This is a genomic window from Hungatella sp. L36, assembly GCF_014288035.1.
Genome location: NZ_JACOPC010000003.1, coordinates 335029 through 361861, shown reverse-complemented (window position 1 = coordinate 361861; position 26833 = coordinate 335029). Strand labels below are relative to the sequence as shown.

At 49.8% G+C, this 26833-nt stretch carries 22 protein-coding genes; 2 read left to right on the top strand and 20 right to left on the bottom strand.

The features are described from left to right. Nucleotides 1–96 precede the first annotated feature (96 nt). The 15 genes from H8S80_RS10515 to H8S80_RS10445 all read right to left on the bottom strand — a co-directional run bounded on the left by H8S80_RS10515 (nt 97) and on the right by H8S80_RS10445 (nt 17998). Nucleotides 97–2568: a helix-turn-helix transcriptional regulator gene (locus tag H8S80_RS10515; protein ID WP_117630752.1), complete on the bottom strand. Its 2472-nt coding sequence runs from the start codon at nt 2566–2568 to the stop codon at nt 97–99. Nucleotides 2569–2994: 426 nt separating this feature from the next. Then, nucleotides 2995–4254, bottom strand: coding sequence for an ABC transporter substrate-binding protein (locus H8S80_RS10510; protein ID WP_117630751.1), 1260 nt, complete (start codon nt 4252–4254; stop codon nt 2995–2997). 78 nt (nt 4255–4332) lie between these two features. Continuing rightward, the gene (locus tag H8S80_RS10505) at nt 4333–5247 is read right to left on the bottom strand and encodes a helix-turn-helix domain-containing protein (protein WP_117630802.1); all 915 of its coding nucleotides are present in this window, start codon (nt 5245–5247) and stop codon (nt 4333–4335) included. A gap of 16 nt (nt 5248–5263) precedes the next feature. Next, nucleotides 5264–6343: a glycoside hydrolase family 88/105 protein gene (locus tag H8S80_RS10500; RefSeq protein ID WP_117630750.1), complete on the bottom strand. Its 1080-nt coding sequence runs from the start codon at nt 6341–6343 to the stop codon at nt 5264–5266. Next, nucleotides 6336–8864: a hypothetical protein gene (locus H8S80_RS10495; protein ID WP_117630749.1), complete on the bottom strand. Its 2529-nt coding sequence runs from the start codon at nt 8862–8864 to the stop codon at nt 6336–6338. Before H8S80_RS10495 ends, H8S80_RS10500 begins: the two co-directional genes overlap by 8 nt. Before the next feature lie 14 nt (nt 8865–8878). Continuing rightward, nucleotides 8879–9712 carry a carbohydrate ABC transporter permease gene (locus tag H8S80_RS10490; protein WP_110321994.1) on the bottom strand — a complete coding sequence of 278 codons (834 nt, stop codon included), beginning with the start codon at nt 9710–9712 and terminating at the stop codon, nt 8879–8881. Next, a complete protein-coding gene (locus H8S80_RS10485; protein ID WP_002604639.1) occupies nt 9702–10577 on the bottom strand; it encodes a carbohydrate ABC transporter permease in 876 nt (291 codons plus the stop codon). Before H8S80_RS10485 ends, H8S80_RS10490 begins: the two co-directional genes overlap by 11 nt. 346 nt (nt 10578–10923) lie before the next feature. Continuing rightward, nucleotides 10924–12225, bottom strand: coding sequence for an MATE family efflux transporter (locus tag H8S80_RS10480; RefSeq protein WP_187049050.1), 1302 nt, complete (start codon nt 12223–12225; stop codon nt 10924–10926). A 95-nt stretch (nt 12226–12320) separates the two neighbouring features. After that, nucleotides 12321–13196, bottom strand: a complete 876-nt coding sequence (locus H8S80_RS10475; protein WP_117630747.1) for a sugar phosphate isomerase/epimerase family protein — start codon at nt 13194–13196, stop codon at nt 12321–12323. Nucleotide 13197: 1 nt separating this feature from the next. After that, the gene (locus tag H8S80_RS10470; RefSeq protein ID WP_117630746.1) at nt 13198–14013 is read right to left on the bottom strand and encodes a sugar phosphate isomerase/epimerase family protein; all 816 of its coding nucleotides are present in this window, start codon (nt 14011–14013) and stop codon (nt 13198–13200) included. 132 nt (nt 14014–14145) lie between these two features. Further along, nucleotides 14146–14823 carry an amino acid ABC transporter permease gene (locus H8S80_RS10465; RefSeq protein WP_117630745.1) on the bottom strand — a complete coding sequence of 226 codons (678 nt, stop codon included), beginning with the start codon at nt 14821–14823 and terminating at the stop codon, nt 14146–14148. Nucleotides 14824–14834: 11 nt separating this feature from the next. Continuing rightward, on the bottom strand, nt 14835–15680 hold the full coding sequence (locus H8S80_RS10460) for a transporter substrate-binding domain-containing protein (protein WP_117630744.1): 846 nt from the start codon (nt 15678–15680) through the stop codon (nt 14835–14837). Between the two features lie 21 nt (nt 15681–15701). Beyond that, complete coding sequence (locus tag H8S80_RS10455; protein ID WP_278320505.1) at nt 15702–16433, bottom strand: amino acid ABC transporter ATP-binding protein; 732 nt, start codon at nt 16431–16433, stop codon at nt 15702–15704. A gap of 17 nt (nt 16434–16450) precedes the next feature. Next, nucleotides 16451–17230, bottom strand: coding sequence for a cupin domain-containing protein (locus H8S80_RS10450; RefSeq protein ID WP_117630743.1), 780 nt, complete (start codon nt 17228–17230; stop codon nt 16451–16453). Nucleotides 17231–17257: 27 nt separating this feature from the next. Next, on the bottom strand, nt 17258–17998 hold the full coding sequence (locus H8S80_RS10445) for a hypothetical protein (protein ID WP_117630742.1): 741 nt from the start codon (nt 17996–17998) through the stop codon (nt 17258–17260). A 409-nt stretch (nt 17999–18407) separates the two neighbouring features. On the opposite strand from H8S80_RS10445, the gene H8S80_RS10440 reads away from it, so the two are divergent. After that, the gene (locus tag H8S80_RS10440) at nt 18408–19403 is read left to right on the top strand and encodes a LacI family DNA-binding transcriptional regulator (protein ID WP_117630741.1); all 996 of its coding nucleotides are present in this window, start codon (nt 18408–18410) and stop codon (nt 19401–19403) included. Between the two features lie 78 nt (nt 19404–19481). Here the strand turns inward: H8S80_RS10440 and H8S80_RS10435 are convergent, their stop codons facing one another. Continuing rightward, entirely contained in the window at nt 19482–20315 is an 834-nt protein-coding gene (locus tag H8S80_RS10435; RefSeq protein ID WP_117630740.1) for a MerR family transcriptional regulator, read from the bottom strand. Between the two features lie 167 nt (nt 20316–20482). Between H8S80_RS10435 and H8S80_RS10430 the strand changes: the two genes are divergently transcribed. Further along, the gene (locus H8S80_RS10430) at nt 20483–21883 is read left to right on the top strand and encodes an MATE family efflux transporter (protein ID WP_243007833.1); all 1401 of its coding nucleotides are present in this window, start codon (nt 20483–20485) and stop codon (nt 21881–21883) included. 47 nt (nt 21884–21930) lie between these two features. Here H8S80_RS10430 and H8S80_RS10425 read toward each other — a convergent pair whose 3' ends face one another. Genes H8S80_RS10425 through H8S80_RS10410 form a run of 4 tightly spaced genes read right to left on the bottom strand, consistent with a single transcriptional unit; the run spans nt 21931 to nt 26707 of the window. After that, nucleotides 21931–23616, bottom strand: a complete 1686-nt coding sequence (locus H8S80_RS10425; RefSeq protein ID WP_117630738.1) for an alpha-glucosidase — start codon at nt 23614–23616, stop codon at nt 21931–21933. 27 nt (nt 23617–23643) lie between these two features. Further along, nucleotides 23644–24495 carry a carbohydrate ABC transporter permease gene (locus H8S80_RS10420; protein ID WP_117630737.1) on the bottom strand — a complete coding sequence of 284 codons (852 nt, stop codon included), beginning with the start codon at nt 24493–24495 and terminating at the stop codon, nt 23644–23646. Then, nucleotides 24495–25364 carry a carbohydrate ABC transporter permease gene (locus tag H8S80_RS10415; RefSeq protein ID WP_002604644.1) on the bottom strand — a complete coding sequence of 290 codons (870 nt, stop codon included), beginning with the start codon at nt 25362–25364 and terminating at the stop codon, nt 24495–24497. The genes H8S80_RS10420 and H8S80_RS10415 overlap by 1 nt, the downstream gene beginning before the upstream one ends. 26 nt (nt 25365–25390) lie before the next feature. Further along, nucleotides 25391–26707 carry an ABC transporter substrate-binding protein gene (locus H8S80_RS10410; RefSeq protein WP_002604645.1) on the bottom strand — a complete coding sequence of 439 codons (1317 nt, stop codon included), beginning with the start codon at nt 26705–26707 and terminating at the stop codon, nt 25391–25393. Nucleotides 26708–26833 lie beyond the last annotated feature (126 nt).

Below are 26833 nucleotides of genomic sequence, written 5' to 3'. Positions count from 1 at the left end.
GTGCAAATAAAAAACCGCGTCATGCTTTACCTGAAGCATAACACGGTTTATTTTTTTGCGCGTCACCCGAAACGGGTACCTTTGCGTTTTCACGTTTTATTTTTTCCACTTTTCCTGGAGGGCGTCCCTGCTGCACACATCCATTTTCTGAAAAATTGTTTTGAGGTGCTTCTTCACGGTATTATCCGTGACGAACAGTGTTTGTGCGATTGCCTGATTGCGAAGCCCGCGTGCAGCCAATTCCGCCACCTCATATTCCCTCTCCGTCAGCCCGAAGGGGAGACTGCTCAGATAGCGCTTGCGCCGCACCGCCTCCGCGCCTGCCTCCTGCTTCTGCGCAAGGGCAAATATCTTTTCCCGTTCTGTTTTGGGGCAATACTCCGCAAGCAGCGGTTCAAATAAGGCACGGTTTTCCGCAAACGGCATATACAGGGCATCAGGGAGCGCCATTTCAAGGGCCTCCTTCAGTGCAGATACGGCTTCCGGCATTTTTCCCCGTGCCTGCCATGCGGCGGCGGTTAGAATTTTGCCATAGAGCATGGCCATCTGACAACGCAGTGATTCTGCCAGTGCCAGAGCGTCACTCTCCATTCCCAGCCAGATTTCCGGCTTTCCGGACTGAATCATGTACTTGCCAAACAGCGTCTGCGCATAGGGGATGGACATGGCGAACAGCCGCTTTTCGCTGATATCGCCCTCGCGCAGCCACGCGGGAATGTCTTGCTCCGCCCCCAACAGCACCATCAGCGAGGCTGCCGCCATATCCGCCTCCATACGGTTGGATTTGAGCGGATTTTGCGCCGCATACCCTGCTATACGTTCCAGAACGGACGAAAATTCATCGCCGTTACCCCGAACAACCGCCAGTCTTCCCAGAAGCAGCGCCGCCCCAATGCAGACGCACTCCTGCTGCTTATTTTCCGCTTGATACAGTGCCTTATATGCCAAAATCTCCGCATTCTCCATCTCACCCCGATGGTAATGCGCCTCCGCCGCCATCAACACGTCCCCGCCACTGCCGTGGCCCTGGGTCAGCGCGAAGTAATGACTGCAGTTTTCAGTCATGTCAGCAAGCTCTGTGTCCAGGCGTCCTGGTGTTGAATGGTAAAGAAACAGCGCCGAGGGGCAGCCAAATGACCAGGCATCATTCATTTGTATAAGCGACGGCCTGCCTCCCAACAATTCATGGGCGCAGCGCATAAGGGCTCCCATTTCGGAGATGTCATTGAATCTGGTAAAGGAAGTCAGCAGGGAAAGCTCACCGGACAATCGGTTCTTCTCCGGCTCCGGCAGGCTGCTCCCGTCACACAGTGCAGACATCTCTCCACACCACCGGCCAAATTCTTCATAACGCCCTGCGCCGAACAGTATGAAGATGATCTTGACGACACTCACCGGGTGCCGCAGCTTTATTTCAGCATCTGTATGTTCCAGAATATCCTGCAGCAGATCGGCCACGCGCGTTTCCTCCGTCAGCTCAAATTCCATGCCTCTGAATTCCAGGGACAGGATTTTTTCATAATCTCCCACACGGTGGAAAAAGTACATGGCCTGTTCGCTCTGACCGTTTAATCCACACCATTCGCCCGCGCATGTAAAAATGTGCCGCCGCATTTCTTCCGGCAGCGCGGCAAGCTCACTGCGCAGAAACTCCAGGAGAGTGCTGTGGGGACGAAACAGATGGCAGTGAGCGTCTTTAAAGATAAAATTGTTGTGGAGGCTCAGGGTTCTCACATACTCCGGCACCTCCTGCAGGTTCAGCATGTGGGCGGCCTGCTGATATGTATAACTGTCAAATGGGGAAATAAGAAGCAGGAAGTTTTGCTCCTCCTGTGTGAGCTTGTCCCACACGACCTCCCCAATCAGCCGGTGGATGTCGCGGGTATCCAGAAAAGAGCCTGTATCCATGTAACATTTCAGTTGCAGCCGCAGAGCCGCAATCCAGCCCTCAGTGTAGCGGCTCACCGTGCGGATTTGCTCCGGTAAAAGGGAAACGCCGCACCATGCGAAATACTCTCCTGTTTCACACTCAGTCAGACGCATATCCTCCCGCCCAATGTACAGGACACCGGGCTTAAGGGTCATGCGTATTTTGACCGGCCTCTGTGTCAGGATGACCGTATGCAGATTTTCCGCGCCGTACTCTATTAACGCGTTCCAGACGGTTTCCGGCACGACCGTTTGGAAAAGCTGGAAATCGTCAATGACCAGCCAGGTTTCCTCTGCACACACAAGTTCCGTGAGCAGACAGGCTGCGTCTCCTTTGGTGTCCTCGTCAGGCAATCCTATTTTAAGCAAAGTGTTCCCAATACCGGTATCTATTTTTTGGATGACGCTGCCAAACCGTTTCCACGCTGCCCCCACCGGTTCCTCCAAACAGTCCAGATGATAGACCGCCGCTCCCTCTGGCAAATGCTGATCTAAAAAATAACGCGCCGCCGTTGTCTTGCCGTAACCCGCCGGAGCGCTTATTATGGTGGTTCTCGCAGTCAGCATCCCGTTAAGAAGCGCGAACAGGCGGAGGGAGAAGCAGGGCTTATTTGTGTTGTCTTTCTTTACTCTTGGCATGGTTTTATCTCCCCCCTTATCAGATGTGATATGTTTGGCGGCGGTTCTTCTTGGGTCAGTAAATTTCTAATGAGCGGCGTAGTTGCACCATGACCAAAGGCCGAGAATGTTTCCTCGGATGCAGTATTCATTGACCTGCTGCCCCGATCTCTATATTCTATATTCTATATTCTATATTATATATGAATATCAGCAGGTGTTCAAGAATCTGTCAGGCAGAGTTTACAAGCGTTACTGATACTATCGGCAAGCAATGCCTGTGTGTCCTGGGAACGCATTTTCGTTTACCTCCTTGGGACGAAAAAAGGACGCTCAATTTGAACGTCCTGGTGATTTTTATTTACTTGTATTCGCCGGGCCTGTATACGCAGGAATCGGACAGCATATCAACGCTCTTTCCGCAGCAGTAAATTGGTAGTAAATTAACTATTTCAATTCCTCCAGCGTATCCGTAATCAGCTTATCCATATCTTCCGCATACTGGTCCACCGTCAGCTGGCCGGCCAGCACCTCGATCAGCTTATCTCTCAAATCATTCTGAATCGCCCCGGTAAATGCCTGGTAGCCCCACTCTGCACCCGGCTGCGGTCCTGTAGCTGCCAGCTCCTGAGAGAAGATCGTGAAGAATTCTTTTCCGTATTCATAGTCCAGGCTCTCATTGCCCTTAACCTGAGATAAGTAGCTGTTTTCCACGCAGTACTGCGCATTGTTCTCCGCCTCGGAAATCCATTCAATGAATTCCGCAGCTTCCTTTTCCACACCGGTATTCTGGAAAGCAGCCAGGTACTTGCCGCCCGGTACGGAGGAACGGATCGCTTCCTTTGGCAGATAGGTGACGCCCCAGTCGAAGTCCGTAATCTCTTCCTTATAGTTTGCAATCATCCAGCTTCCCGCAAAATGCATGGCCACCTGACCGGTACGGAACAGGTTGTTGGGATTTTCCGAGCCCAGCCATACAGAAGTCGGGATAATTCCCTCGTCGTGCAGATCCTTAAAGAAGCTTACCGCCCTTTTCGTCTCATCTGTATTGAAATTCGACGCCGTCAAATCGCTGTTTAACATGCTGCCTCCAGCCTCGTACAGCAGAGTGGTGAAACGCTGCGGAGACTTGTCATAGACCAGTCCGTATTTACAGTCGCTCTTATCCATCACGGTCTTCATGGCTTCCTTCCATTCATCCCAGGTCCAGATCTCATCCTCTGACTGCGGCACAGCCACACCGGCTTTTTCAAACGCTGTCTTGTTATAAATTAATCCATTGGCCGTTACATCCATGGGCGCCGCCAGGATTTTTCCGTCAAATATAAACTTTAAACCCTCGCCAAAGCTGTTCTGGAACGCATCCTTGTCCGACACATATCCGCCCAAATCCACCAGCTGGTTCTGGAACGGCCCGATATTCGTAAGCCGGGCCAGCGCCGGAGCTTCCTTGCCGTTGATCATGTTCTTGATCTTACTTTCGAGGTCCGCATACGGAACTTCGATCAGCTCGATCTTGATATTCGGATGCTCCTCCATATATTTGTCGGCCAGTTTCATGAAGGATTCCCCCTCTTTTCCATCACTGAACCAGACGACATCCAACGTCTTTACTTCATTTTCGGCCTTCCTGCCCCCGCCGGAACAGCCGGAAAGCGTCCCCAATACCATAGCCCCTGCCAGCAGAACTGATAACCATTTCTTCATAAGATCCTCTCCTTTACTCTTGATACGCTTATTTTATCAGTTATTTTGCACAATTAATCACAGATAAACCATCAAAAATCATACATTATTGTTCTTTTTATTCTGTGCATACTTTTTCGGCGTGATCCCCGTACTCTTTTTAAACACCGAGATAAAGTGGCTGTCACTGTTGTAAGAGAGTTTCAGCGCCACATCCGTGACCGAAGTACCCTTTTTCAAAAGCGCTTTGGCCGCAATGATCTTCTGGTTCGTCACATACTGCAGAACCGTAAATCCGGTCTCCTTTTTGAAATAATGGCTCAGATAATAACGGTTCATATAGAATTTTCCCGCAATCTCATCTAAATCCAGCTTTTCCTCCACGTGGGTCGCGATGTATTTCTTGATCTGTTCCACCCGCTCCCGGTACAGAATCGGATCCCGGAACTTCTCCTCGTCCCCTTTCCGTTTCCGTTCCTCCGGATCCGCGGCAGTGTGTTTCTCCCTCGTAAAAAACTTATACATCTCATTGATGGCGGTAATCAGCTCCAAAATGGAGAGTCGGATCTTTACAGACGCTTCATCACTGCTGCCGCTGCCTATATTCGTCTCGATTCTGGCCAGCATCCGCTCCACCCGCTTTAGATTTTCCCCCTCCAGATAGAGCTTGTGGACGAAATCATCCCCCCTGTTCTCGAAAAACATGCCAAAGTCATAGCCAAACGCCTTTGTCATCGGTTCCAGCAGTTCCGGTTCAAACATCAGGACGTATCGGTTGTATTCCTGCCCCTCCGCCCCGCTGGTGCGGTGGTATTCCCGGTTGTTAATAAAAAACAGATCGCCCTTCATCACACGGTAGACGCGGTCACCGATTTCCAGCAGCGCCCCGTCGCTTAAGAACAGAATAATCTCATATTGGTTGTGAAAATGAAAGCCCTGCATCGACCAGTTTTGTGTACTTCCATGAAAATAATACAGAGATTCAAATTCTTCAAAAAATACGCGTTCTTTCATTGTCACAACCTCCATTCTAATGCCAGTAATCCGTCAATGCCTCCTGAAGGGCCAGTATCATCAGTGCCTGTCCGTACGTCATGGGGCAGCACGGAATTTTATTGTAAAATTCCTTATCAAGCCCGATTGGTGTGCCATAAGATACATTCTTCACCGTTCCGTCATCGTCGATGTTGTCCAGCAGCCCCTTCACGGCCTTTTCTATAAGCCCCTCGTACGCTTTCCGCTTTAGAATTCCAAGCCTCACGCCCTGCATAATACCCCTTAAAAATGCCGCGCTGGCGGAGAGTTCCAGGTAGCTATCCGGGTCGTCGATCACCGTGTGCCACAGCCCCGTTTCCGGATCTGCATACCGTTTCAGTGCCTCCACCTGATTTTCATAGACCGTAAGGAAATGGCGTTTCAGCCCTTCCTCCATAGGAATTTCCTGGATCAGCTCCATTGCCACAATCGTATACCAGCAATTTCCCCGCCCCCAGAGAATTCCGCCGTAATTGTCGTTCCGCTTAAAATTAAAGCCATGGTAAAACAGCCCCTCATTTTTATTCAGAAGGTATTTAATGTGGCACAAAACCTGATACTTTGCTTCCTCGATATAGTCCGGCCGGTTTAAAAGCCTGCCGGCCCTGGCCAGAAACAGCACCGCCATAAACAGTGTGTCGATCAGGATCTCCGAGTCATTGGGATTGCCGGTGATCATATGCTGAAAACAGCCGTCTCCGGTCCGGATCAGACCTTTTTCCTCCATGATCCAGTCTGCCCATTCCCCAATAAAGGAGAGATAGGACTCCTTTTTCGTAATTTCATAAAGGTAGGTGAGTGTCAGCATGGGAGAGGTCGTATTTACGTTTTTTTCGACGATCCCCTCCTCCATGCGTCTGTCATACCATTCCGTCAGGAACGTGAGCAGCTCCGGCTTCCGGCTCATCTCATAATACCGGTAAAGGCCGAAGAGCCCCACCCCCTGCGGCCATTCCCAACAGTTGATGTCAATCAGGCTGACCGGATATTTCTCCTTCATTCCATTATTTTTCAGTATCATCATCTTGTCAGATACAAGATTCAGCTTTTCTTCCATAATCTGCTTCTCAACCACGATCGCATTCCTCCAGAATTAATTTGCCCTCCACGTCCAGCGGATAGTCATAGACCGTTTCTCCGTTTACTTTCAGAAGGAAATCCTGGCCGGTCAGGAACTCCGTTCCCCTCTCATCTTTTACCACAGTCTCCTCCCCGTCTGTCCGGATCTCCATTTTCTTAAACGCAGCAAGCAGTGCATCCAAATCACCGTACTCGTCCATACGTCCTGCCCGGATAACCCACACATTATCACGGCCCTGACTCATAAATTCCCGGAAACAGTTTGGTCCTTCCTGCTGCATGGTCAGCCCGTTCATCGCCTTCACCGCAATGTAAGCGCCGTCCTTTTCCAGGACAATGACGCCGTCTTCACCAAGATACCGGGTAAATGCGGAGAGCGGTATGTAAGCATGAGTATAGCCGATTCGTTCCTCCCTGCCAATCCGATACCGGAGAATTGCCGTATTGCGGTACTGGACTGCAAGAGGCAGACTCCCATTCCCGGCCCAGAAGTTAGGCCGGCCGCTGCCGTATGGAAATGACTCCCCCGGGTGGTTTACGAACACCTGGGCCAGTTCATCAATCACCGCCTGTACAATATGCTCCTGATACCCCTTCTGAAATGGTTTGAATCCCACCGCAGTGGAGAGCAGAGCATAAGCGTTCTTATACAGATAGAGATTCACATGCTTCTCAAACCCTTGAGTATTCCTAAATATCAGTTCCTGATTCTCCTTTAACGCACCGTAAGGCTTAAACGCCTCCGGCGCCGCGTAGTCTCCGAGAGCCAGCGGAATACAGCCATTGCAGGCCCGGTTCAAATACCCGTCTCCATAGGCGAGATAGAGGAGAGACGTCGTGCCGGCATTGTAATTCCCCTTCAATTCCTTTTCGTAGGAGCGGCCAAAGCTGGTCATCACGGCTCCCTTGTGCGCATTCACCCGGAGCGAGCAGAAGATCATGTCCAACGCCCGTTTGGCCTTCTGATGGAACTCGCTTCCAGGCTCTGTCAGATTATAGAGCGTGCCCAGGCCCAGCACGTCTACCGGAATATAGGCGTTGGAGTTCCATTCGGTGATAAATTCTTCGAAGAAGCCCTCAAACCACTCGCGAAGCAGCTCCTCGCCTCTGGCGCTCACCTCCTGCCCGGTTTTCCCGCTGCATGTGAATATTCTGTCCGGAAGCCAGCTTCCCGCCAGGTACTGGCAGCAATGGAATAAAAGCGCGTGATTCTCACTGAAAAACCACATCACGTCATCTCCCGGCTCATCGATCCAGTACCGGAAGCCGCACATGGCAAGCTCCAGCTCCTCCCGCAGCTTCGGCGACAGACGCTCATAAAATGTACGGTAAATATACAGCATGATAATAAAATGGAAGTCCGAACAGTCCTTTCTCGCCCACACGCCGGGAAGTTCCGTGAGAAGGATCCGCTCCGCACGTTCCGTCTCGCGGCCCAGCTTTAAAAGCGCAGCCGCCTTGTATGTATTTTCCGGCGCATACTCTGTGATCACCTCCAGGATATGGCGCTTTCTCTCCTCCAGATCCGCCTCGTGATACTCTAAGAATTCTTTCCGAACCAGCTGATTTCCAATCTTACGTTTCAGAGAAATTCCCTGATGGTTTGCACATGCCGTAAAGTAACAGTATCCCGGCGGGATCTCATCCGACTCGAAAAGCTCCAGAACCTTCTGATCCGGCTCCAGTTCATAGCGGAAGGTGCGTACCAGACTTTCCTGCCCCTCCATTTTCTCGATAAATTCACCCGGAGCAACCGCAACCGTGACAGGCAGAGGACAGGAAAATGGATTCGATATATTTAGCTTCACCGTCTCACTGATATACGCTTCCTTATCGAAATACATCTGATCCAGCATATTTTCCAACCGCCCGATCACGTCGGCTTCCACTTCATCCCTCACCGGCACCAGCATGGTAAGCGCCGCGTCTCCCAGGCGTTTCAAGCGGAAATAGTAGTCCGTGTCCCGCTCCGCCAGATCATCGAGGCAGACCAGAAGCCGGTTTTTTCCCGCCTTAAGCGGCAAAACGACCGTCGTCTTCTTCACCATGTTCCTTGTAAATGGGGTAAAGTCCGTGACAAACGCCCCATCCACCCAGATTGTAACACCGCCGCAGGTTTCCAGCTCAAACTCCACATCGCAGCCCCTCTCCGCCTCCAGCAGCACATAACTGTACATGCGCAGCCAGGTCGGGCAGTAATAGAATCCAGAGCCATCCACGCCTGTGTTGCCGAACGGAAAGTATGGAATGAGCGGGCGCGTCTGCCCGAAGACCTCCACACTTTTCCCGTCTGTGGCCCCATCAAGCTCCAGATAATCCGGCATATTCTCCTGCCTCTTCCTGACAAACTCTTTTCTGCACGGATTTTCATGGATTGCAAATCCCTTTTTCAGCCACTCATTCACCCGGCCGTGCAGCTTCACCTTGTCAAACTGCTGAACCTCCGTGAAGACACCGGCGGTCAGAAATCGGTTGACATAACCTTCCGCAAACAGCGGATATTCCAAGTACTTCATAGCAGACCCTCCTCTTATTCCTTTACTCCTCCGGCAGTCATGCCGCCGATAATATATTTCTGAAGTGTTACAAATACAATGATCACCGGTATCATCGAGATCACGGACATGGCCAGAAGGCTGTTCCAGTCCACAGAATACTCACCCGAATAGTTGGCCAGGGCCAGCTGGATGGTATAGCGTTCCTTTCCGTTAATTACCAGCTTCGGCCACAGATAGTCGTTCCATCTCCACATGAAGGAGAAGATACAGAGAACCGATATGACCGGCTTAGCCATGGGAAGCATGATCTTTAAGAGGATATTTAACTCCGACGCACCGTCGATTCGGGCCGCCTCCATATAGGCATCCGGGATTCCCACATAATACTGGCGCACCAGGAACACCGCCGTCGGGGATGCGACCGCCGGAATGATAAGCCCCCACAAATTATTGTATAGATGAGTCGCCACGATCACCTTGAAAATGGGGATCATAATGACTTCCAGGGGTACCATCAGTGTTGCAAGGACGATTCCAAACAGGATTTTGTCCCCCTTGAAATGGTACTTGGCAAATGCATAGCCGCTCATCACATTTACCACTATGGTCAGAAATGTGGCTACAAGGCTGACAAACACCGTATTGAAAAAGTATATGCCAAAGTGGCCTTCCGCCATGGCCTTTGTATAGTTATCCAGAGACGGATTCTTCCCCAGCAGGCTGGGCGGCCAGGAAAACAGCTCGCCGACGCTCTTAAAGGAAGAACAGATCACCCAGACTACCGGCATCAGAAACAAAAAGGTCAAAACCAGAAGAAGAATCCATTTGAGCCCCTCTGTACAGATTTTCTTTGTTTTAGTCTGCATCCTGCTCACCTCCCTGATTCAGTTTGAACTGAATAATCGTAAACAGCGCCAGGATAAGAAACAGCGCCATGGTCATTGCACTGGCATATCCCATCTTATTCTTTTCGAAACCCGTCTCCTGGATCATCTGCACCATGAATTTCGTGGCCCCGGCCGGACCGCCCTGGGTCAGAGAATACACGAGGGGATACGTCTTGATGATTGATACCGTAGATAAAACCAGTACCAGTAGGCTGGTGGGTTTCAGCAGGGGAAGCGTGATGAACCGAAACTGCTGCCACGCGCCTGCACCGTCGATTCGGGCCGCCTCGTAGTATGTCTCAGAGATCGCCTTGATTCCCGACACGAACATGACCATGTAGTAGCCTGCCATGCTCCAGACCGTGACAAAGATCACGACTCCCATGGCATTGTTCGGATCAGTCAGCCATTTAACCGGCGACCGGTCCATCGCAGTCAGCAGGTAGTTGACCAGGCCAAAATCTTCTCCCAGCAAAAAACGCCAGGTAAGTCCGACGATGATCGTGGAAATCATGGTCGGCCAGTAGAACACCGCCCGGAAGAAATTGCTTCCGCGAATCCCTCCGGTCAGCAGAACCGCCAGTCCGAGGGCCGCCACATAGACCGAGGGGACGGATACCAGAGTAAATATAAGCGTCCTCACAAACGAGTTCCAGAAGCTCTTATCTCCGAAAAGCGTCACATAGTTTTTTACTCCCACAAATACCTGGGGATTCACGCCATCCCATTTCGTCAGCGATATCCACAGGCCGTTCAGCGCCGGAAAAAACAGAAACAGGCCGAAGATAATCATGGTCGGAGCCAGTAAAAGATACGGGAATATTTTCTGCTCAAAGCTCTTCATTTCCAGGTCCTCCTTTTATTTTTTATTATTATAACACTATTTTTTTTGTAAAAATCTTGTTTTCTTATGCAAATATAACAATATATTGTCACCCGGAGCCGTTATTTTTTTATCATTTGCATGAACAGAGAGCCCGGCTTATTTAAACAACAGCACCGGCGTCTGGACGTTTCAGCAGCTACATTTTTTTGCGGGGTGTGCATCTCTCACAGAGTTTTTTGTTTCACAGGGCAGGCTTTACTATAACGAAAAAAGTGACAGGTGATTTTTCGCAATCACCTGTCACTTTTTTCAACAAAAACCATCCCCCAGTATTTTCAACTCAGCATTCTCCATTCACCATTTCTCATTCCCGCTCCATCCTCCTCATGAATACAAAATACGGTATGACAACAACCGGCAGGCTGGCAAGCGCCGCGACTCCATCAGGCAGACACATTCCAACCATCCCCAGTGCAGGAACAAGCAGCGCTACCGTAAGCCACCTTGCGGCAATTTGCAGAAACGCAGCTATCATAGGATATACCGCATGCCCAAGCGCCTGGACGGCTCCTCTGTAGAAATGCATGGGCACCATAAAAAAAATAGAAACGCACTGTACATTCAAATACACTCTGGCCGCGCGATAGGCTTCTTTTAAATCAGCAGGATCCTGATTTTTATTCAGGAACAGCCCGATCAGGGAATCTCCGAACACAAGCAAAACAAGGGCCAGCCACGCCGCAAAGAGGAATGCAAACACAGTCATGCTTTTCATCCCTTTACGGATTCTGACCATTTTCATGGCCCCCAGATTTTGTCCTACAAAAACACTGATGGCCGAGCAAACCGCTTTCTCTACCGTTTCCAGCAAACAGTAAATTTTTTCACCCGCATCGATTCCCGCCGCCACAATGGCGCCGCAGGAATTAATATAGCGCTGCACAATCACCCCTCCCGCCGAGATCGCAATACTGTTAAAAAGCATGGGAATCCAAAGTGCAGAAGTCTCCCTGAGTATGCGCGGGTTCCACTTCCAGCTGTTTCTCGTAGTACGAAACGGTTCTTGCCTTACCGTCAGAAACAGCACCAGAACAGCCGCAGCCGTCTGCGAAATCAGAGTCGCCCGGGCGGCACCACAGACTCCCCAGTGCAGGTCCACGATGAAATACAGGTCAAGGGCAACATTGAGTATTGCCGAGAGCACGACAGCAGCAAACGGTCCCTTACTGTTTCCCGCCGCCCTCAAAAATGCACAGGCCATATTATAGATCAGCCCAACCGGAATCGAGACTGATGCATACCAGAGATAAAGTCTCGCATCTTCATAGATATTTTCCGGAATATGCAGGAGGTGCAGCACAAAGTCAAGAGAAAGACACGACAGCAGTGTCAGGGAAAGCCCCGCTGCCAGAACAAATTCAATACCGGCTGCCACCACCTCTTTGAATCCAGTCCGGTCTCCCGCGCCAATCCTTCGGGATGCCACAATGCCGAACCCCATCGTACAGTCCATGCAGACGCCCAATATCGCCCAGCGCACCCAGCCGGTGCCTCCGATTGCCGCCAGCGCGTTCAGATTAACAAACCGCCCGACAATAACCGCATCCGTCAGAGAATATAACTGCTGGAACAGATTTCCCAGAATTATCGGCAATGCAAAGTACATAATACAGCCTACTGACGATCCCGTCGTCATATCAATCACTTTACCGCGAGCACGCACAGACCACTCACCGCCTTTCGTCAAACGCAATCTCTGTTTCAGCCAGTCCTGGAGCGTGTATCTCCCGATTCCTTACACAGCACAGTGTCAGAAAGCGCTTTCCAGTTTTTCCGTTCCGCCTCCGCAGGATCTCCGTAATAAGCTTCATACTCCAGCTCCTGGGTCAGGTACCCTGCATATCCGTATTTCTCCATACATTGAACCATTTCCGCAAGCGGGAAGTCCCCATCTCCCCAAACAAGATGATCATAGGTACGCTTTTTCATAAATCCATCAATAAAATGCATATGAATCAAATCTTTTCCAAAAGCCTGAAACCATTCCTCCAGGGTTTCTCCCGCAGCATAAACCGCCACTGTATCAGCCATCGCTTTCAGATTCGGCGTATCGGCCTGTCGGATAAGCTCCCTGGTATGCGCAAGACTGTCTGCAATGTTCGTCTCATCGGCGGTCAGGGATTCAATCGCCATGGTAACCCCCTCTTGCCCGGCCACCCGTCCCAGCCGGTGCAAAAGTTCCGCCGGCCCTTTCACCGCCTCCTCAAAAGGGATGTCAAGCTCACAGCAGCCGGAGTTTACGACGGCAATTCTTGCCCCCATAGCGGCTGCCGCTTTTATTCCATTCGAAAAAAACAGAAACGATTTATCCCGGTATTCCTTGTTCCTGTGTCCATACTGATACTGGTATGCCATGCTTGGGACACAGGCACTTACAACTTTAAGCCGATGACCGCAGATCTGCTTCTTCTTTTCCAGGCACTGGAAATACCCCATTGTATCAATCCAGAAATGAGGAGATCCCAGCCAGAGCTCCAGGCTTCTTATCCCCGTCGCTTCCATACAGCTTAAAAAATATTCGAAGGAGTAAAACCGGTACATTTGATTCATCCCTGCAATCTGCTCCCGTTTCAGCATCTTAAAGCTCCTCCTCTAAAAGTTCTCTCAAAACCCGTTCATGCTCCGAACTGATTAAAACAGGGTTCTTCTCGCAGGAGAACTCCGTAAAAAACGGGCTCAAACCGCCCAGATAACCGCTTTTCATGATATCACCCAGATATTGTCTCATCGGCAAACAGCCATCTCCTATTTTGCAGCTTCCCATTTCACTGGCATCTGCGAAATGAATATGTACCAGCGCCTCCTTCAGTTCACCAAGCCATTCCCGCAGCGTATATTTGCTGAATAGCAGAATTTCCGTTTCAAAAAAACACTTTACGGAAGGATTCTTTATTTTCTCCATCAGCCTTCTATATTCAGGCAGATCTGCGGCAAATGCATTGCTCCCACCTGCCGCCAGCGAAATGTGATAATCCGCCGCGTATTCCGCCAGGCACTCCATATTTTCAGCAAATATCTCTTCGGCCCGTTCCCAGTCTCCGTCCCTGATCACAGCAGGGACATAGATCAGCATTCTGCCCGCGCCAAGAACTGCGGCAGCCTTTATGCATTCTTCAAAATAGGAAAGCGACCACGCTCTCACCTGCGAGTCACCGCTTCCCAGATTGTAGCGATACGTTTTGGGTGTAAACGCACTGCAGACCAGGCCGTGTTCATCCAGTATCCATTTCATTTTTTCCGCATCCTGATATCCATGGTGATCGATAAAAAGCTGAGGCACCGCCCCCCATATTTCTACGCGTTTTTTCCCCAGAAGGACCTGATCCCAGCAGAACTCCCGGAAATCAGCCCTCATATAATGCCGATTGCAGCCTTCCATACAGATCTTTTCCAACTTCTCCCCCCACTTTTTCTTTCTATATTGCCAGACCGTTTTCCGGTTGAAAAACCTTTTTCCCTTTAAAACAGGGGCTGCTGAGTATGCTGCAGCGGCCCCTGTTCCCTTACGTCTGATTCTTTGTATTCATTACTTCTCGTCTTTTACCAGCATGTGCTTGCCAAGTTTTCTCTCAAGCACACCCTGAAGCTGGCTGAGAACGGTACTGTAAATCAAGTAAATAACGCCTACCTCCAGATAGATCCACAGCGGTTCGAAGGTAACCGCAACAATCTGCTGGCCAATCTGGAACACTTCGCGAACCGTCAGAATGGCTGTCAGAGAAGTATCCTTTACCAGGCTGATGAACATATTTCCCAGGGAAGGCACTGCAATGAGGGCCGCCTGTGGGATAATGACATTCAACAACGTCTGAAGCTTGGACATCCCCAGTGCATGACAGGCCTCCCACTGCCCTTTGGGAATCGAGGTCAAAGCGGCGCGGATAATCTCCGAATCATAGGCGCCTTCGCTGATCGTCAGACCGATAATGGCAGATACAATAGGCGAAAACATGATTCCAACTTTGGGCAGACCGTAGAAAATTACGAACAGCTGCACAATCATAGGAGTTCCGCGTATGACCCAGACATAGAACTGCGCCGTCTTCGACAGCAGCTTATTCTTTGAAATTCTGCACATGGCGGTGACAAAAGCGAGAATCATGCCAAGAGCAAACGAAACCAGCGTCAGCGGCACTGTCATTTTCAGACCGGCTTTCATCAGCGGCCAAAAAGAACTTATCAAAAGCTGTATAATTCGTTCCATACCAGTCCCCCCTACTTTTGATACAGGGAAATATTATCTGCGACATCCTGGCCGAAATACTTAACCGCCAAATCGCGGCAATAGCCATCATCCAACATTTCCTGTAAAATTTCGTTGATCTTCCCGGTCAGCGTGACCTTATTCTTCAGAATCATGCCATAGCTATAGGCCTCCTCCGGCGTAGGGTATTCATACTTCGCCGCAACCTTTACCGGAGTATCCGGTTTTTCTGCCATATAGGTATTGATGGCAATCTGCGAGTTCACAGAACAATCGACACGATGCTGAACGATCAGCTCCATCGCCTGTTCCAGTGACGCATTGGTCAACTCTGCGCCATACTGCTTGGCGATAGCGCCGTAATCTCCGGTCAGCGCATTGGCGCTCAGCTTTCCAGTTAAATCATCCCAGGATTTGATCTCACTGTTGTCATCTGCAACCACTAATACGATCGGATCCTCACGGTAAGGAATCGTTCCCACGCAGTCAGGCGCAGACTCCAGATTGGCAAGAGTACAGCCGCAGAATACAACATCATACCGGTTGGCCTGCAGACCTGCAATTACGCCATCCCACTGGCTGGCAATACTCCACTCTACCTTGACGCCCATCCTCTTTGCAATTTCTTCTACGATTTCAACCTCATACCCAACAAGGTCACCCGTAGCCAGGTCGTTATAAATAAACGGATTCCAGTTTCCCTCCGCGCCTGCGCGCAGAGTCCCTCTGTCCAGGACAGTCTGGAGCGAATTATCCACGCCCCCGTTTTCCGCACTGTTCGCCTGCGTTTTCGAACCGCATGCAGCCAGCGACAATGTACTTATTACTGCCAATAATACAGCTATTGTTCTCTTCATAGTAAATCCCCCATTTGTATACTATAAAACTTTCTTTAAAAAACGCTGTAATCTTTCATTCCTGGGATTGGCAAAAAACTCTCCCGGCGCCCCTTCTTCCGTGATCACGCCTTCATCAATAAACACCACCCGGTCTGCTACTTCTCTGGCAAATCCCATTTCATGCGTAACAACGATCATGGTTGTCCCATCCTGGGCCAATGCCTTCATAACGTCCAATACTTCTCCAACCATCTCCGGATCCAATGCGCTGGTCGGCTCATCGAACAGCATCAGATCCGGTTTCATCGCAAGCGCTCTGGCGATCGCAATACGCTGCTGCTGTCCGCCCGAAAGCCTGCCCGGATACGCATCCGCTTTATCCTCCAGCCCCACAATTTTCAGCAGGTCCTTCGCCCGTCTTTCAGCCTCGTCCTTTTGCTTCTTTTGAACCTTGATCGGAGCCATCATGATATTTTCCAGTACGGTTCGGTGAGGAAACAGGTTAAACTGCTGGAACACCATCCCAAGTTTCTGAATTTTCTGGTCCACTAAAGGCCCTTTGCCGATCATATCCACTCCTTCAAAGTAGATATGTCCCCCAGTGGCTGCCTCCAACTTATTAATACAGCGAAGAAATGTGCTTTTTCCCGATCCGCTCGGTCCGATTACACAAACCACCTCGCCCTTCTCAACCTTCGTATTAACGCCTCTCAGTACTTGATTCTCTCCAAAACTTTTTGTCAGGCCTTCCACTTCCAGCAACGCTGCCATATGATCCCCTCACCACCCTATTCATTCTCTTTATGTTCTTTAAGAATATCGTCATCATGGATATAACCGTTGATTGCCAGTTCAAACCACACATAGTCAATGCACTGTCCCTCGGGCGCTTCACTTCCATGCGGAGAACCTATTTCGGTAAATGTGATATCACCGCTTTCTACATTTACGGTCTCCTCCGCGGCATGATAAGTAAAACTGGAACCCGGCATATTTAAATACCACTGCAGAAGGTCTTCGTGAACATGGGTACCGATAAACGTAGGTCCTTCTCCACAGTTCCAGCCCATGCTGTAGCGTCCAAGATATTCATGCTCCAGAACCATATGGCTTTTAATATTGGAACCGGCGTCCCCGGTAAAGCCTTCCGTATATTCCCAGGAGTCTTTCAGCAGGCGGAAGCGCGGCAGGACAATATGATCAATCTTCATTCTTTCCTGATCCCATCTGGTCATTTCACCCACGATGTGAATGTAGGTCAGATCTTTTGTTCCAGCTTTTATAAGCACCTCGTCCTTGTTGAAATTCGGAACAAATACAGCCCGGTCATCAATACGATAGGCCTCTGCACCCGTAGTTATGTAACCATTCCCGGCCACAAACAGAAAAATCTGCATTTTTTCTTCAAACGCATATACCGCGGGCTTCCATGCAGCCCCTGCCTTCAAAGTACAGCGGTACATAGCGATCTCGTCGCATATTCCCGGAAGGACCTCCTCTTTTGCCAGCCCGTTCACATAGTCTGTCGGATTGTAATCTTTACCCCTGGAAATTAATACCTTTGCCATTGCTTTCTTCTCCTTTCAAATCATATATTATTTTGCCTCATAGCTTTGTGGGTTGATCTTCTTTTCTTCCACCCAGTGCTCAAACCAGATATAAAAAACAGTCTTTCCGGGATCTGCGATCAGAGAATGATCCAGACCGGCTGTCACATAGCTGAAATCCCCCTCAGAATGATTTACCGTTTCCTCTTCAACTGTAAAATGGAAATCAGAACCCGGCAGGCAGTAATTCCACTGCGCCACCTCTGCATGGCCTCTCTCTTTCGTCCCCTCGCCTTCCGCTTTTACAACCCCCATAAGCACTCTCGCCAGATTGCCGTCAGCGATGACCGTCCAGCTCTGGGTATGCGGCCCCTTACAGCTCTGGTCATAAGGCTCGCATTCTGAAAAGCGTTTAAAACTCGGAAGAACCATGTGCGTATCCTCGTATGCCGCCCGATCCGATTCCAGCATATCAATAACCCACAGTACAATCTCCATGTCTTCTGCTGCATAAATCGAAAACTTTTCATGATCAAAATCAGGAATGTAAAAACTAAGTTCTTCAATGTTATAAGCTTTCTTCTCCCCGCATATGTAACCAGTACCACTTGTAAAGCTGAACACCTGTATTTTATCCGAATATCTTTCCGGTTCTGCCGTATGCCCCGCCTTCAGCAGACATTTGTACGTCTTTACCAGTGGATATACGCCTTTCAGCACCTCCGTCCTGGCGTATCCATCATGAAATTCCAGTGCGATGTCTTCTTTTTTTGTAATATCGATTGCCACAATTCCCCTTCCTTTCTCCAGGTTTCCGAGACCTTTCTCTTCTCCTTTTTGCTTTTCATTTTTAATTTTATGTAACTAGTTTCATTTGTTATGATTGTATTCTATAATCTAATTTTCTTTTTGTCAATATGTTTTGTACATTTTATTGCCATTTCCAATGTTTTATTGTAATTTAATATACATTTTTACCATTCATTTTTAATCTAAAATTAGTTTTCGGTCAATCCCTTCGGTAATACAGTGTAACTAGTTATCAATAATCTTACTGGATTTTTTGCATTTTGCATGTTATAATGTGGATGTTTCTATATTTCGTAATGAAATGCCCGCCAGAGTCACAGGCAAACCATGCGGGTATATCAGCCGGGCTCTCTGCCTGCGGAAATAAATGTGAGGAATTATATTTTCTATGAATATTAAAGACATTGCAAAACTATCCGGAGTATCTGTTGCAACGGTCTCCAGAGTAATTAACAACCAGCCGAATGTACGGCCGGAAAAGCGTGAACTGGTTTTGTCTGTTATGGCAGACCATGGTTATACCCCCAACATTTTTGCCCGTGGTTTGAATTCCAAATCCACCAAAAGTATTGGTATTCTGTGTTCCGAGCTGGACGATATCAACCACGCAAAAATCCTCTCTCTGCTGGAAAAACAGCTGCGCGAACACGGCTTCAGCTCTTTTCTGTGCTGCTCGGGAGAGTATCGTCCCTATCAGCGGGAGCATTTTGAATTTTTAATGGCAAAGCAGGTGGATGCGATCATCGAAATCGGTTCATCTTACGGAGATGCCAATGATCTGGAGGTCTACAGAGAAGTTTCAGAGCAGGTTCCGCTTATTATCTTAAATGGCTTTGTAGATGTTCCAACCGTCTACAGCATCCGCTGTGATGAACGAAGCGCCATCTGTAATCTGGTCGAAGAGCTGTATGAGCGGAATTGCCGCCATATCTACTATCTGGAGGACAATACCACCTTCTGTGCCGTCGAAAAGAGGAATGGATTCCTGGAAGGCGTAAACAAATGCAACCTGAAAGCAACCTCCAAATGCATTACAATTCCGATTTACAGCAATGAGATCCTGGATGCACAGCAAAAAATTGAACGGCTCATCCGGAACGGGCGGCGAATCGACGCCATACTTTCCGCAGATGATCTCCTGGCTGTCGGCGCCCTTCAGGCTCTGAATGCCGCCGGTTTAGGCATCCCGGTAGTCGGTTTCAACAACTCTGACTTTGCCTTTGCCTGCACTCCGCGCCTGACAACGGTCGACAACCAGAGAGAGTTCCTATGCACAAATGCAATCAATACGCTTATGAGTCTTCTGGACGGCAAGGACGCCGCTCACCATATCATTGTATCTCCAAAACTGATTGAGGGAGAGACCTTCAAGCTACAGGCTTAGAAAAAGAGAATGCAGCAGACATGTCATGAGATCTTAACACGTCTGCTGCATTCTCTTATATTTTCCCTCCGATTTATTCTATTTCTCCTGCTTCCATTCAGCCCGTACCTGCACCTCCGAAATATATTCAGCCGGATCCGCGGATATATGGACATCGATCCACATCAGATCCATAAACGGCGGTTTCAGGACAATACGATGTTCGGCGGCGTAGGCCCTTATGATATCGGCCTGGCGGCGGCTGTCTGTCACCCCATGGTAGCAGACCGATAAATAGGTCCCGCCGGGTATGTCGATGTCTCCCTCCTCGTCAAACATGACCGCACTCTCAAAGAGCGCATTATCGCCATTACCGCCATCTTCAGACATCACGGAAGCCATCCGGTTATTTCCAATCATATAAAGTTTTCTGTGATTCTGCTCCAGAAGCTGCATCATCAAAAGATCCATATCTTCGTCTGTACTGTAATCCTTACGGATCTCAAAGGCTTTTCTGGGTTTTAATTCCAGAGACCTCACTTTTCCAATCTCAAGCTCCTGGGCCTGCCTGATGGTTCTCACCTGCTCCTGTACCATTTTCTGCAGATTCGTCCATTCTTTTATTTTTTCGGCAATCACCCCCAGCTCTTCACAAAGCAGTTCCTGAGTCGTCTCCACCGTATGATTTTGAAAGTAATCCCTGATTCGGGTCACCGAGAAACCGAGATTCCTGAGATTCGTTATTACATTCATTCTCCAGATACTCTGACTGTCAAAATACCGGTATCCATTCTGGCCGCGAATCGGCTCCAGGATCCCTTTCTCCTCGTAGTAGCGAAGCGTATCCACTCCCAGATGATACATTTTGGCGATTTCCCCTATGGTATAATACCTCTCCTTTGTCATTCGATAGTTCCCCTTGTCCGGTTCCATGTAAACAATCCCCCTATCTGCATTTTGTACATTTGGTATTTCTGCTCTTACTCTATCACAGAATTTCGGTTTTTACAAAATATTATCAAGGCCCTTCTTTAAGGCTTGACTCTGGGACAATACCAGGGTTTATACTGAAAGCGCAAAATTTTGGGGAATATTTTCAAGTGAAAAAGCGAGGTTATAGTATGAATCTGGACGGCAAATCTTTAAAAGGCAACTTTATCCGGTACATCATTCCATCCATTCTGGCACAGTGGGTCTATTCACTCTACTCTATGGTAGACGGCATGTTCGTGGCAAAAGGGGTCAACGAAATCGCACTTACCGCGGTAAATCTATCCTACCCGTTTGTTGCGTTTCTCTTTGCGCTCTCCCTTCTGTTTGCAGTGGGGGCTTCCACCATTGTCTCGATACTGCTGGGGGAGAACCACCATCAGCGGGCCTGCGAGGTATTTACACAGAATATTGTTTTGCAGGTAATCTTTTCGCTGGTAATTGCGCTTCTGGTCATGTTGAACCGTGAGTCCTTTGCCCGTTTTTTAGGAGCGCCGAACCAGCAGACTGCCGATTACGTGATCCAATACATAACCTGGATTGCACCGTTTTCCTGCGTTTACCTGCTCTCCTACTCTTTTGAGATTTTATTGAAGACCGATGGTTACCCGAAAAAAGCAACCTTGATCGTTATTTTGGGCGCTGTGGAAAACTGTATTCTGGACTGGTTTTTCGTCATGGTGCTTCACAAAGGAATTCAGGGCGCAGCCTTTGCAACCAGCCTCTCCCAGGCCACGGTGATTATTCTGTACCTGCACCATTTTCTGAGTGGGAAAGGCGTATTGAGCTTCAAACGCTTTAAGCCGGATTTCGGTATCCTGGTCCGGCAGGTGCGCAACGGCTTTTCTTCCGGAGTTACGGAGATGTCCTCCGGTATGGTGACCTTTCTATTCAATCAGGTCATTCTGATGTATTTGACTCAGGATGCGCTGGTCAGCTACACCATCATCTCCTATGTCAATAACATTGTTGTGCTGTCCGCTACCGGTATCGCACAGGGAGCGCAGCCGTTGATCAGTTATTACTACGGACAGAAGAGTCTGGATAAATGCAAGTCGCTGTTCCGCTACAGTCTTGTGGCTGCCGGCGTGGTGTGTACTGTATCGTTTGCCGCCTGTTTCACCCTGGCACGCGGTATCGTGGATATTTTCATCGGGCCAGAACTACAGGCTCTGCGCGACAGTTCCGTGACTGCGTTCCGCATCTTCGCAGCCTCCTTCCTGCTGGTTGGCTTCAACATCGCGGTCAGCGGCTACTTTACCTCTGTCGAGCGGGCCGCCGAGGCTCTCGTCATCTCTGCCGGCCGCGGCCTTGTCCTGATGGCAGGCTGCCTGATCGTCATGACGGGAATCTTTGGAGGAGCAGGAATCTGGTGGTCTCCTCTGGTATCGGAAACCGCATGCCTTGCCGTTACAGGGCTGCTGCTGCTGATTTACTGCCGGAAGGACGCCTTCTGGAATCAAAAAGAACGATTCGAGGTGTTCAGAACGCCAAAAAGTGCTGTCCGATAACGGGCAGCACTTTCTTCTGTCACAGACGGAATTCCACGCCTGATCGATTATACCATTTTTCCATCGAACACCACCGCCTGGTAAGCCTTCAGCAAATACCTCTCTCCAATCCGTTCCGGCTCTCCCTCGTTGCTCAGCAGGCACGTTCCTTCCGTGGGATTCCCCGCCGCGGACAAGGCCCCGTGAATCGCCGGGATCTCCTGCTCCGTCTTTTTAAAATTCACAGCCACAGTTACGGTCCGCCCGTTCCATTCTCTCTCATAGGCGATCACCGCAGGCAGCTCTTCCATCACCGGCCGGACCGTGCCTTCCGCAAACACGGACGCATACGGTTCCTGATGGCGCAGCGCGGTCAGCCTCCTATAAAAGGCCAGAAGGGAATCATCGCGCGCTTCCTGCGCTTTCACGTTGATGCCCTGATAGTTTTCGTTCACCTTCAGCCACGGCGTTCCCTCCGTAAATCCGGCGTTCTTTTCATCACACCACTGCATCGGGGTCCGCGCGTTGTCGCGGCCCAGTTCTCCGAAGTATTCCAGGACCTTCTGTGGATCCTGCTTCTGCTCCAGGGCCTCCTGGTACATTCCCTTTGCACGCACATCGTCCATCTCCTCGATGGAGTTCCACACCGCGTTGGTCATGCCGATCTCCTGCCCCTGATAGATAAACGGTGTCCCGTAGAGATAGAAATACATGACCGCCATGGCTGAAGCGCCTGCATATCCAATCTGATCCTTTTCCAGGTATTTGTTGACACAGCGGGACTGGTCGTGATTCTCCAGAAACAGCCCGTTCCAGCCAATCTTACTGGTAAACCGCTGACTCTTTAAAATCCTCTGTTTCCACCTTTCCACGGCTTCCACGGAAGATTTGTCCGCCTCGCCTTCCATGTTCTCCCAGGTAAAATCAAAGATCATGGAGAAATATCCATGCTCTCCGGCATATCTGCGGAACGTTTCCTCTCCCACGCCCGGGGCCTCCGCCACGGTCATACAGTCGTGCAGGTCGAAACATTTCTCCTTCATTTCCGCCAGGAAATCCCCGATTCCCGGATAGTCCGTCAGATTTTCAATCGGGTAGCGAAGGCCGTCCTCCGTCTCCCTGGAAGCAAAGGTTAAGTCTTTCTTGATGAAGGTGATCGCATCCACCCGGAATCCGGCCACGCCCTTCTCCAGCCACCAGTTGATCATCTCATAGATTTTCTCCCGCAGCTTCGGGTTTTCCCAGTTCAAATCCGGCTGTTTTTTGGAAAACGTATGGAAATACCACCGCCCATCCGGAAGCTCCGTCCACACGGAGCCGCCGAAATTGGACCTCCAGTTGTTCGGCTCTCCGCCGTCTTCCTTCCTTCTAAAGTAGAAGTATCCTGCTTCCTCACAGTCCGGGTCCTGCTTCGCCTTTACAAACCACTGGTGTTCGTCGGAACAGTGGTTGACCACAAGATCCAGGATCACCTTCATGCCCCTTTTTCCCGCCTCGGCCAGAAGCCGGTCCATGTCGTCATTCGTGCCAAACATCGGGTCTACCTTATAGTAATCAGAGATATCATATCCGTTATCATCCATGGGAGAACAATACATCGGGCTGACCCAGATCACATCCACTCCCAGTTCCCTTAGATAATCCAGCTTTTCCGTGATGCCGTTTAAATCCCCGATTCCGTCTCCATTGCTGTCCTTAAAGCTTCTGGGATAAATCTGGTAGACTACTGCCTTTTTCCACCATTCTGCCGCCATAATTCTCTCCTTTTAATGAGTTACTGTTTATTTGATCGCGCCATCCGTAATGCCCTTAACAATATACTTCTGACAGCACAGATAGAAGATGATAATTGGTATGATACACATGATCAGTCCGGCGGACGCTAAATCCCAGCGCTTTGCAAACTGTCCGAAGAAGAGGTAGGTCTTCAGCGGAAGTGTCTGCCAGCCCGGCTTGTTGATAATCAGGGATGGAAGCAGATAATCGTTCCAGATCCACATCACATTAAGCACCGCAACCGTGATTAAAATCGTTCTCATAAGCGGAATCACGATGGAGAAAAACAGCCGGAAGGAACCGCATCCGTCGATGGTAGCCGCCTCCTCCAGTTCCTCCGGAATGTTCTTGATGAAGCTGTGGAACATAACGATGGACATGCTGCTGCCGAAGCCCATGTACATAAAAATCAGCCCCTGCGGGTTCATAATTCCGATGCGGCTGGCAAATCCCACCAGCGGAAGCATCACGCACTGGAAGGGGATCAGCATGGAGGCCGCGAACAGGAAGAAGATAATCTTGCTGGTCTTTGTCTTATACCGGACTAAAACCCACGCCGCCATGGACGAGATCAGCAGGATCAGAACCGTTGCGATCACCGTGATCGTCAGGGAGTTCACAAAAGATCTGATGTACTCCAGCGCCTCAAACGCGTTCGGGTAGTTTACCAGTGTAAAGGTAGCTGCATTCGGGAATCCGATGACATCGGTGAAGATTCCCTTCGTATTCTTAAATGAGTTCAGAACCAGAATATAGATCGGGAACAGAAAGAGACAGCCGAGAAAAAGTCCGGCAACTCCCATAATAAGCCTCTGAGCACCTTTGGAATCACGTTTTACATTCTTCGTCCCTGCCATTACATCTCTACCTCCTTCCGCTTTGTGAGCACCAGCTGTGTCACACCGATGGCTGCCACCGCAATCATAAAGATAATTGCCTTTGCCTGTGCAAATCCGAACTCATTGGCCCCGAATGCGGAGTTGTAGATGTTCAGCGCCAGCATTTCCGTTGATTTATAAGGGCCTCCCTGAGTCAGCGCCAGGTTCTGATCAAACATCTTAAACGAGTTGGAGATGGATAAGAACAGGCCGATCGTAAAAGCCGGCATCATAAGCGGCATGATAATGCTCTTTAACATATCCTTGTAACCGGCGCCGTCGATGCGGGCCGCTTCCTTCACGGACTCGGGAATCTGCTGAATCTGCGCGATATACACAATCATCATATAGCCGGATAACTGCCATACAGTCAGGATCAGAAGTCCCACAAATCCGGTGACCGGGTCGGCAAGCCATCCGTTAAGTGCCTGCCATCCGGTCGCCTTGGAGATGGCTCCGAAGATGGAGACGAAGATGAACTGCCAGGTGAAGCCCAACAGCAGGCCGCCGATCAGGTTCGGCATGAAGAAGATGCCGCGAAGCAGCGTCGCACCGCGGAACTTCTGTGTCACCAGAAGTGCCAGGGCGAATCCGACGATATTGACCAGCACCACCGCACAGATGGAAAACAGCGCAGTAAAGCCAAACGCGTGCATGAAGGAACTGTCTCTCGTAAATATTTCAATGAAATTTCGAAAACCTACGAATGTAATTTCACTTCCCACGATTCCGTTCCAGTCTGTAAAGGCGTAAAAGAAGCCAATCAGCATCGGAATCAAAACAACCAGGGAAAAAGAAATCAATGCAGGGGCCAGAAATATCCAGAATCTTGCTTTGCTCTTTTTCATTTTACACCTTCCTCTTTCCGGGAATCCTATTTCTGAGACTCGCGCATGGACGCCCACTGCTTAATGCTGCTCTCCGTCACTTCATCCCATGTCGCCTGTCCGGCTAAATACTTCTGCACCTCGACACCTGCTGCCTGCTGTCCCCATGTATTCGGAGCTCCGCTGTATACCCATCCGTTCATGGTATCTCCCGCCTCGTTGGCGTCCATGATTCTCTGGGAAAGGGGATCGCCTGCCTTTAAATCGCCGAAATTGTCATACGGGGGAACGAATTTACAATCTTCCACTACAATCTTCTGTCCTGCCGGGTCTTTATATAACCAGTTGATGAAATCCTTTGCCGCGGCTTTCTGCTCGTCGGTAACCTTGCTGTTGATCGCCCAGTAGCCGGACACACCTACGAAATACTTGCCGTCTGAGTATCCCGGAACCGAGTATGGAAGCATATCCAGCTTTGCCAGCACTTCCGGATCCGTCGTCTCTACTGCCGGTGCGATCCAGTTGCCCTGCTTGATGGAAGCCACACGCTCAATCGCCAGTCCGCCTTCCAGGGAAGCAGTGTAATCAACGGAATTTAAGTTTGCGGTATTGTCCGCGTTGGTGGTGTAGCTGGCCTGGAAATCAACCATCGTCTTATAGTCGGCAAAACCGGTGCCCGGAAGAGTTGCGGAGTCGTAAGCAGCCTTTGCCGTATCAAAGTCGTGAGTCAGCGCCACGTTCACATCGTGGTCGCCTGCGATCCAGAGCTCCTTAGTCGGATATTCCATAACCGCTTCCAGATTCGGATACTTCTCCTTCATCTCGCCGCTGTCGATCTTCGCCTTCAGCGTGTCGAAACCGGCCTTCATGCCCTCAAACGTCATCATGGATTCAAAATCGACCCCCGCATCCTCAAACATCTGACGGTTCACAACAAATCCGTATCCTTCCATATAAAGCGGAACCGCAAGCACCTTGCCATCCTTTGTAAACATATCCGTGGTTCCCGGCAGCGCATTCTTAAGCACCTCCAGATCTGAGATATCCTCCAGAATATCGCCGTAGTCCTTTAAATCCTGGAAACCGCCGACGGAAAAGATGGTTGGCGGATCGGACTGCATCTTTGCCTTTAAGGAGGCAGCGAAGTCGTTGCCGGTTACTGCTTCCAGATTAATCTTCACATCCGGATGGGACTCCTCGTAAGCCGCGATTGCCTTTTTGTAACCCTCGTTTGCTTCAATCTTGCTCTGGTAAATCGTAATCTCTGTTTTTGCCGATTTGCTGCCCCCTGCGCCGCATCCGGAAAGAAGTGATGCCGCCATTACTGCTGCCAGACCGAGTGCCGCTGTTCTTTTTGCCTTCATAAAAATATCCTCCTTGTTATAAGCGCCCAGTGACCTTCTTATAGCCACTTGTGTGCGATACATGTCATCTCCACTCAGCGTGCCCCGTTTCCCTGGGTATCATGAGATGATTCACGAATCTGGTGA

Excerpts from the sequence above, each read along its gene's own strand:
- H8S80_RS10460 (WP_117630744.1), bottom strand. The coding sequence starts at position 15,680 with ATGAAGAGAACAATAGCTGTATTATTGGCAGTAATAAGTACATTGTCG.
- H8S80_RS10505 (WP_117630802.1), bottom strand. The coding sequence starts at position 5,247 with ATGAAAGAACGCGTATTTTTTGAAGAATTTGAATCTCTGTATTATTTT.
- H8S80_RS10510 (WP_117630751.1), bottom strand. The coding sequence starts at position 4,254 with ATGAAGAAATGGTTATCAGTTCTGCTGGCAGGGGCTATGGTATTGGGG.
- H8S80_RS10425 (WP_117630738.1), bottom strand. The coding sequence starts at position 23,616 with ATGGCGGCAGAATGGTGGAAAAAGGCAGTAGTCTACCAGATTTATCCC.
- H8S80_RS10490 (WP_110321994.1), bottom strand. The coding sequence starts at position 9,712 with ATGCAGACTAAAACAAAGAAAATCTGTACAGAGGGGCTCAAATGGATT.
- H8S80_RS10495 (WP_117630749.1), bottom strand. The coding sequence starts at position 8,864 with ATGAAGTACTTGGAATATCCGCTGTTTGCGGAAGGTTATGTCAACCGA.
- H8S80_RS10475 (WP_117630747.1), bottom strand. The coding sequence starts at position 13,196 with ATGCTGAAACGGGAGCAGATTGCAGGGATGAATCAAATGTACCGGTTT.
- H8S80_RS10515 (WP_117630752.1), bottom strand. The coding sequence starts at position 2,568 with ATGCCAAGAGTAAAGAAAGACAACACAAATAAGCCCTGCTTCTCCCTC.
- H8S80_RS10435 (WP_117630740.1), bottom strand. The coding sequence starts at position 20,315 with ATGGAACCGGACAAGGGGAACTATCGAATGACAAAGGAGAGGTATTAT.
- H8S80_RS10485 (WP_002604639.1), bottom strand. The coding sequence starts at position 10,577 with ATGAAGAGCTTTGAGCAGAAAATATTCCCGTATCTTTTACTGGCTCCG.
- H8S80_RS10440 (WP_117630741.1), top strand. The coding sequence starts at position 18,408 with ATGAATATTAAAGACATTGCAAAACTATCCGGAGTATCTGTTGCAACG.
- H8S80_RS10410 (WP_002604645.1), bottom strand. The coding sequence starts at position 26,707 with ATGAAGGCAAAAAGAACAGCGGCACTCGGTCTGGCAGCAGTAATGGCG.
- H8S80_RS10465 (WP_117630745.1), bottom strand. The coding sequence starts at position 14,823 with ATGGAACGAATTATACAGCTTTTGATAAGTTCTTTTTGGCCGCTGATG.
- H8S80_RS10420 (WP_117630737.1), bottom strand. The coding sequence starts at position 24,495 with ATGGCAGGGACGAAGAATGTAAAACGTGATTCCAAAGGTGCTCAGAGG.
- H8S80_RS10450 (WP_117630743.1), bottom strand. The coding sequence starts at position 17,230 with ATGGCAAAGGTATTAATTTCCAGGGGTAAAGATTACAATCCGACAGAC.
- H8S80_RS10480 (WP_187049050.1), bottom strand. The coding sequence starts at position 12,225 with ATGTACTTTGCATTGCCGATAATTCTGGGAAATCTGTTCCAGCAGTTA.
- H8S80_RS10415 (WP_002604644.1), bottom strand. The coding sequence starts at position 25,364 with ATGAAAAAGAGCAAAGCAAGATTCTGGATATTTCTGGCCCCTGCATTG.
- H8S80_RS10455 (WP_278320505.1), bottom strand. The coding sequence starts at position 16,433 with ATGGCAGCGTTGCTGGAAGTGGAAGGCCTGACAAAAAGTTTTGGAGAG.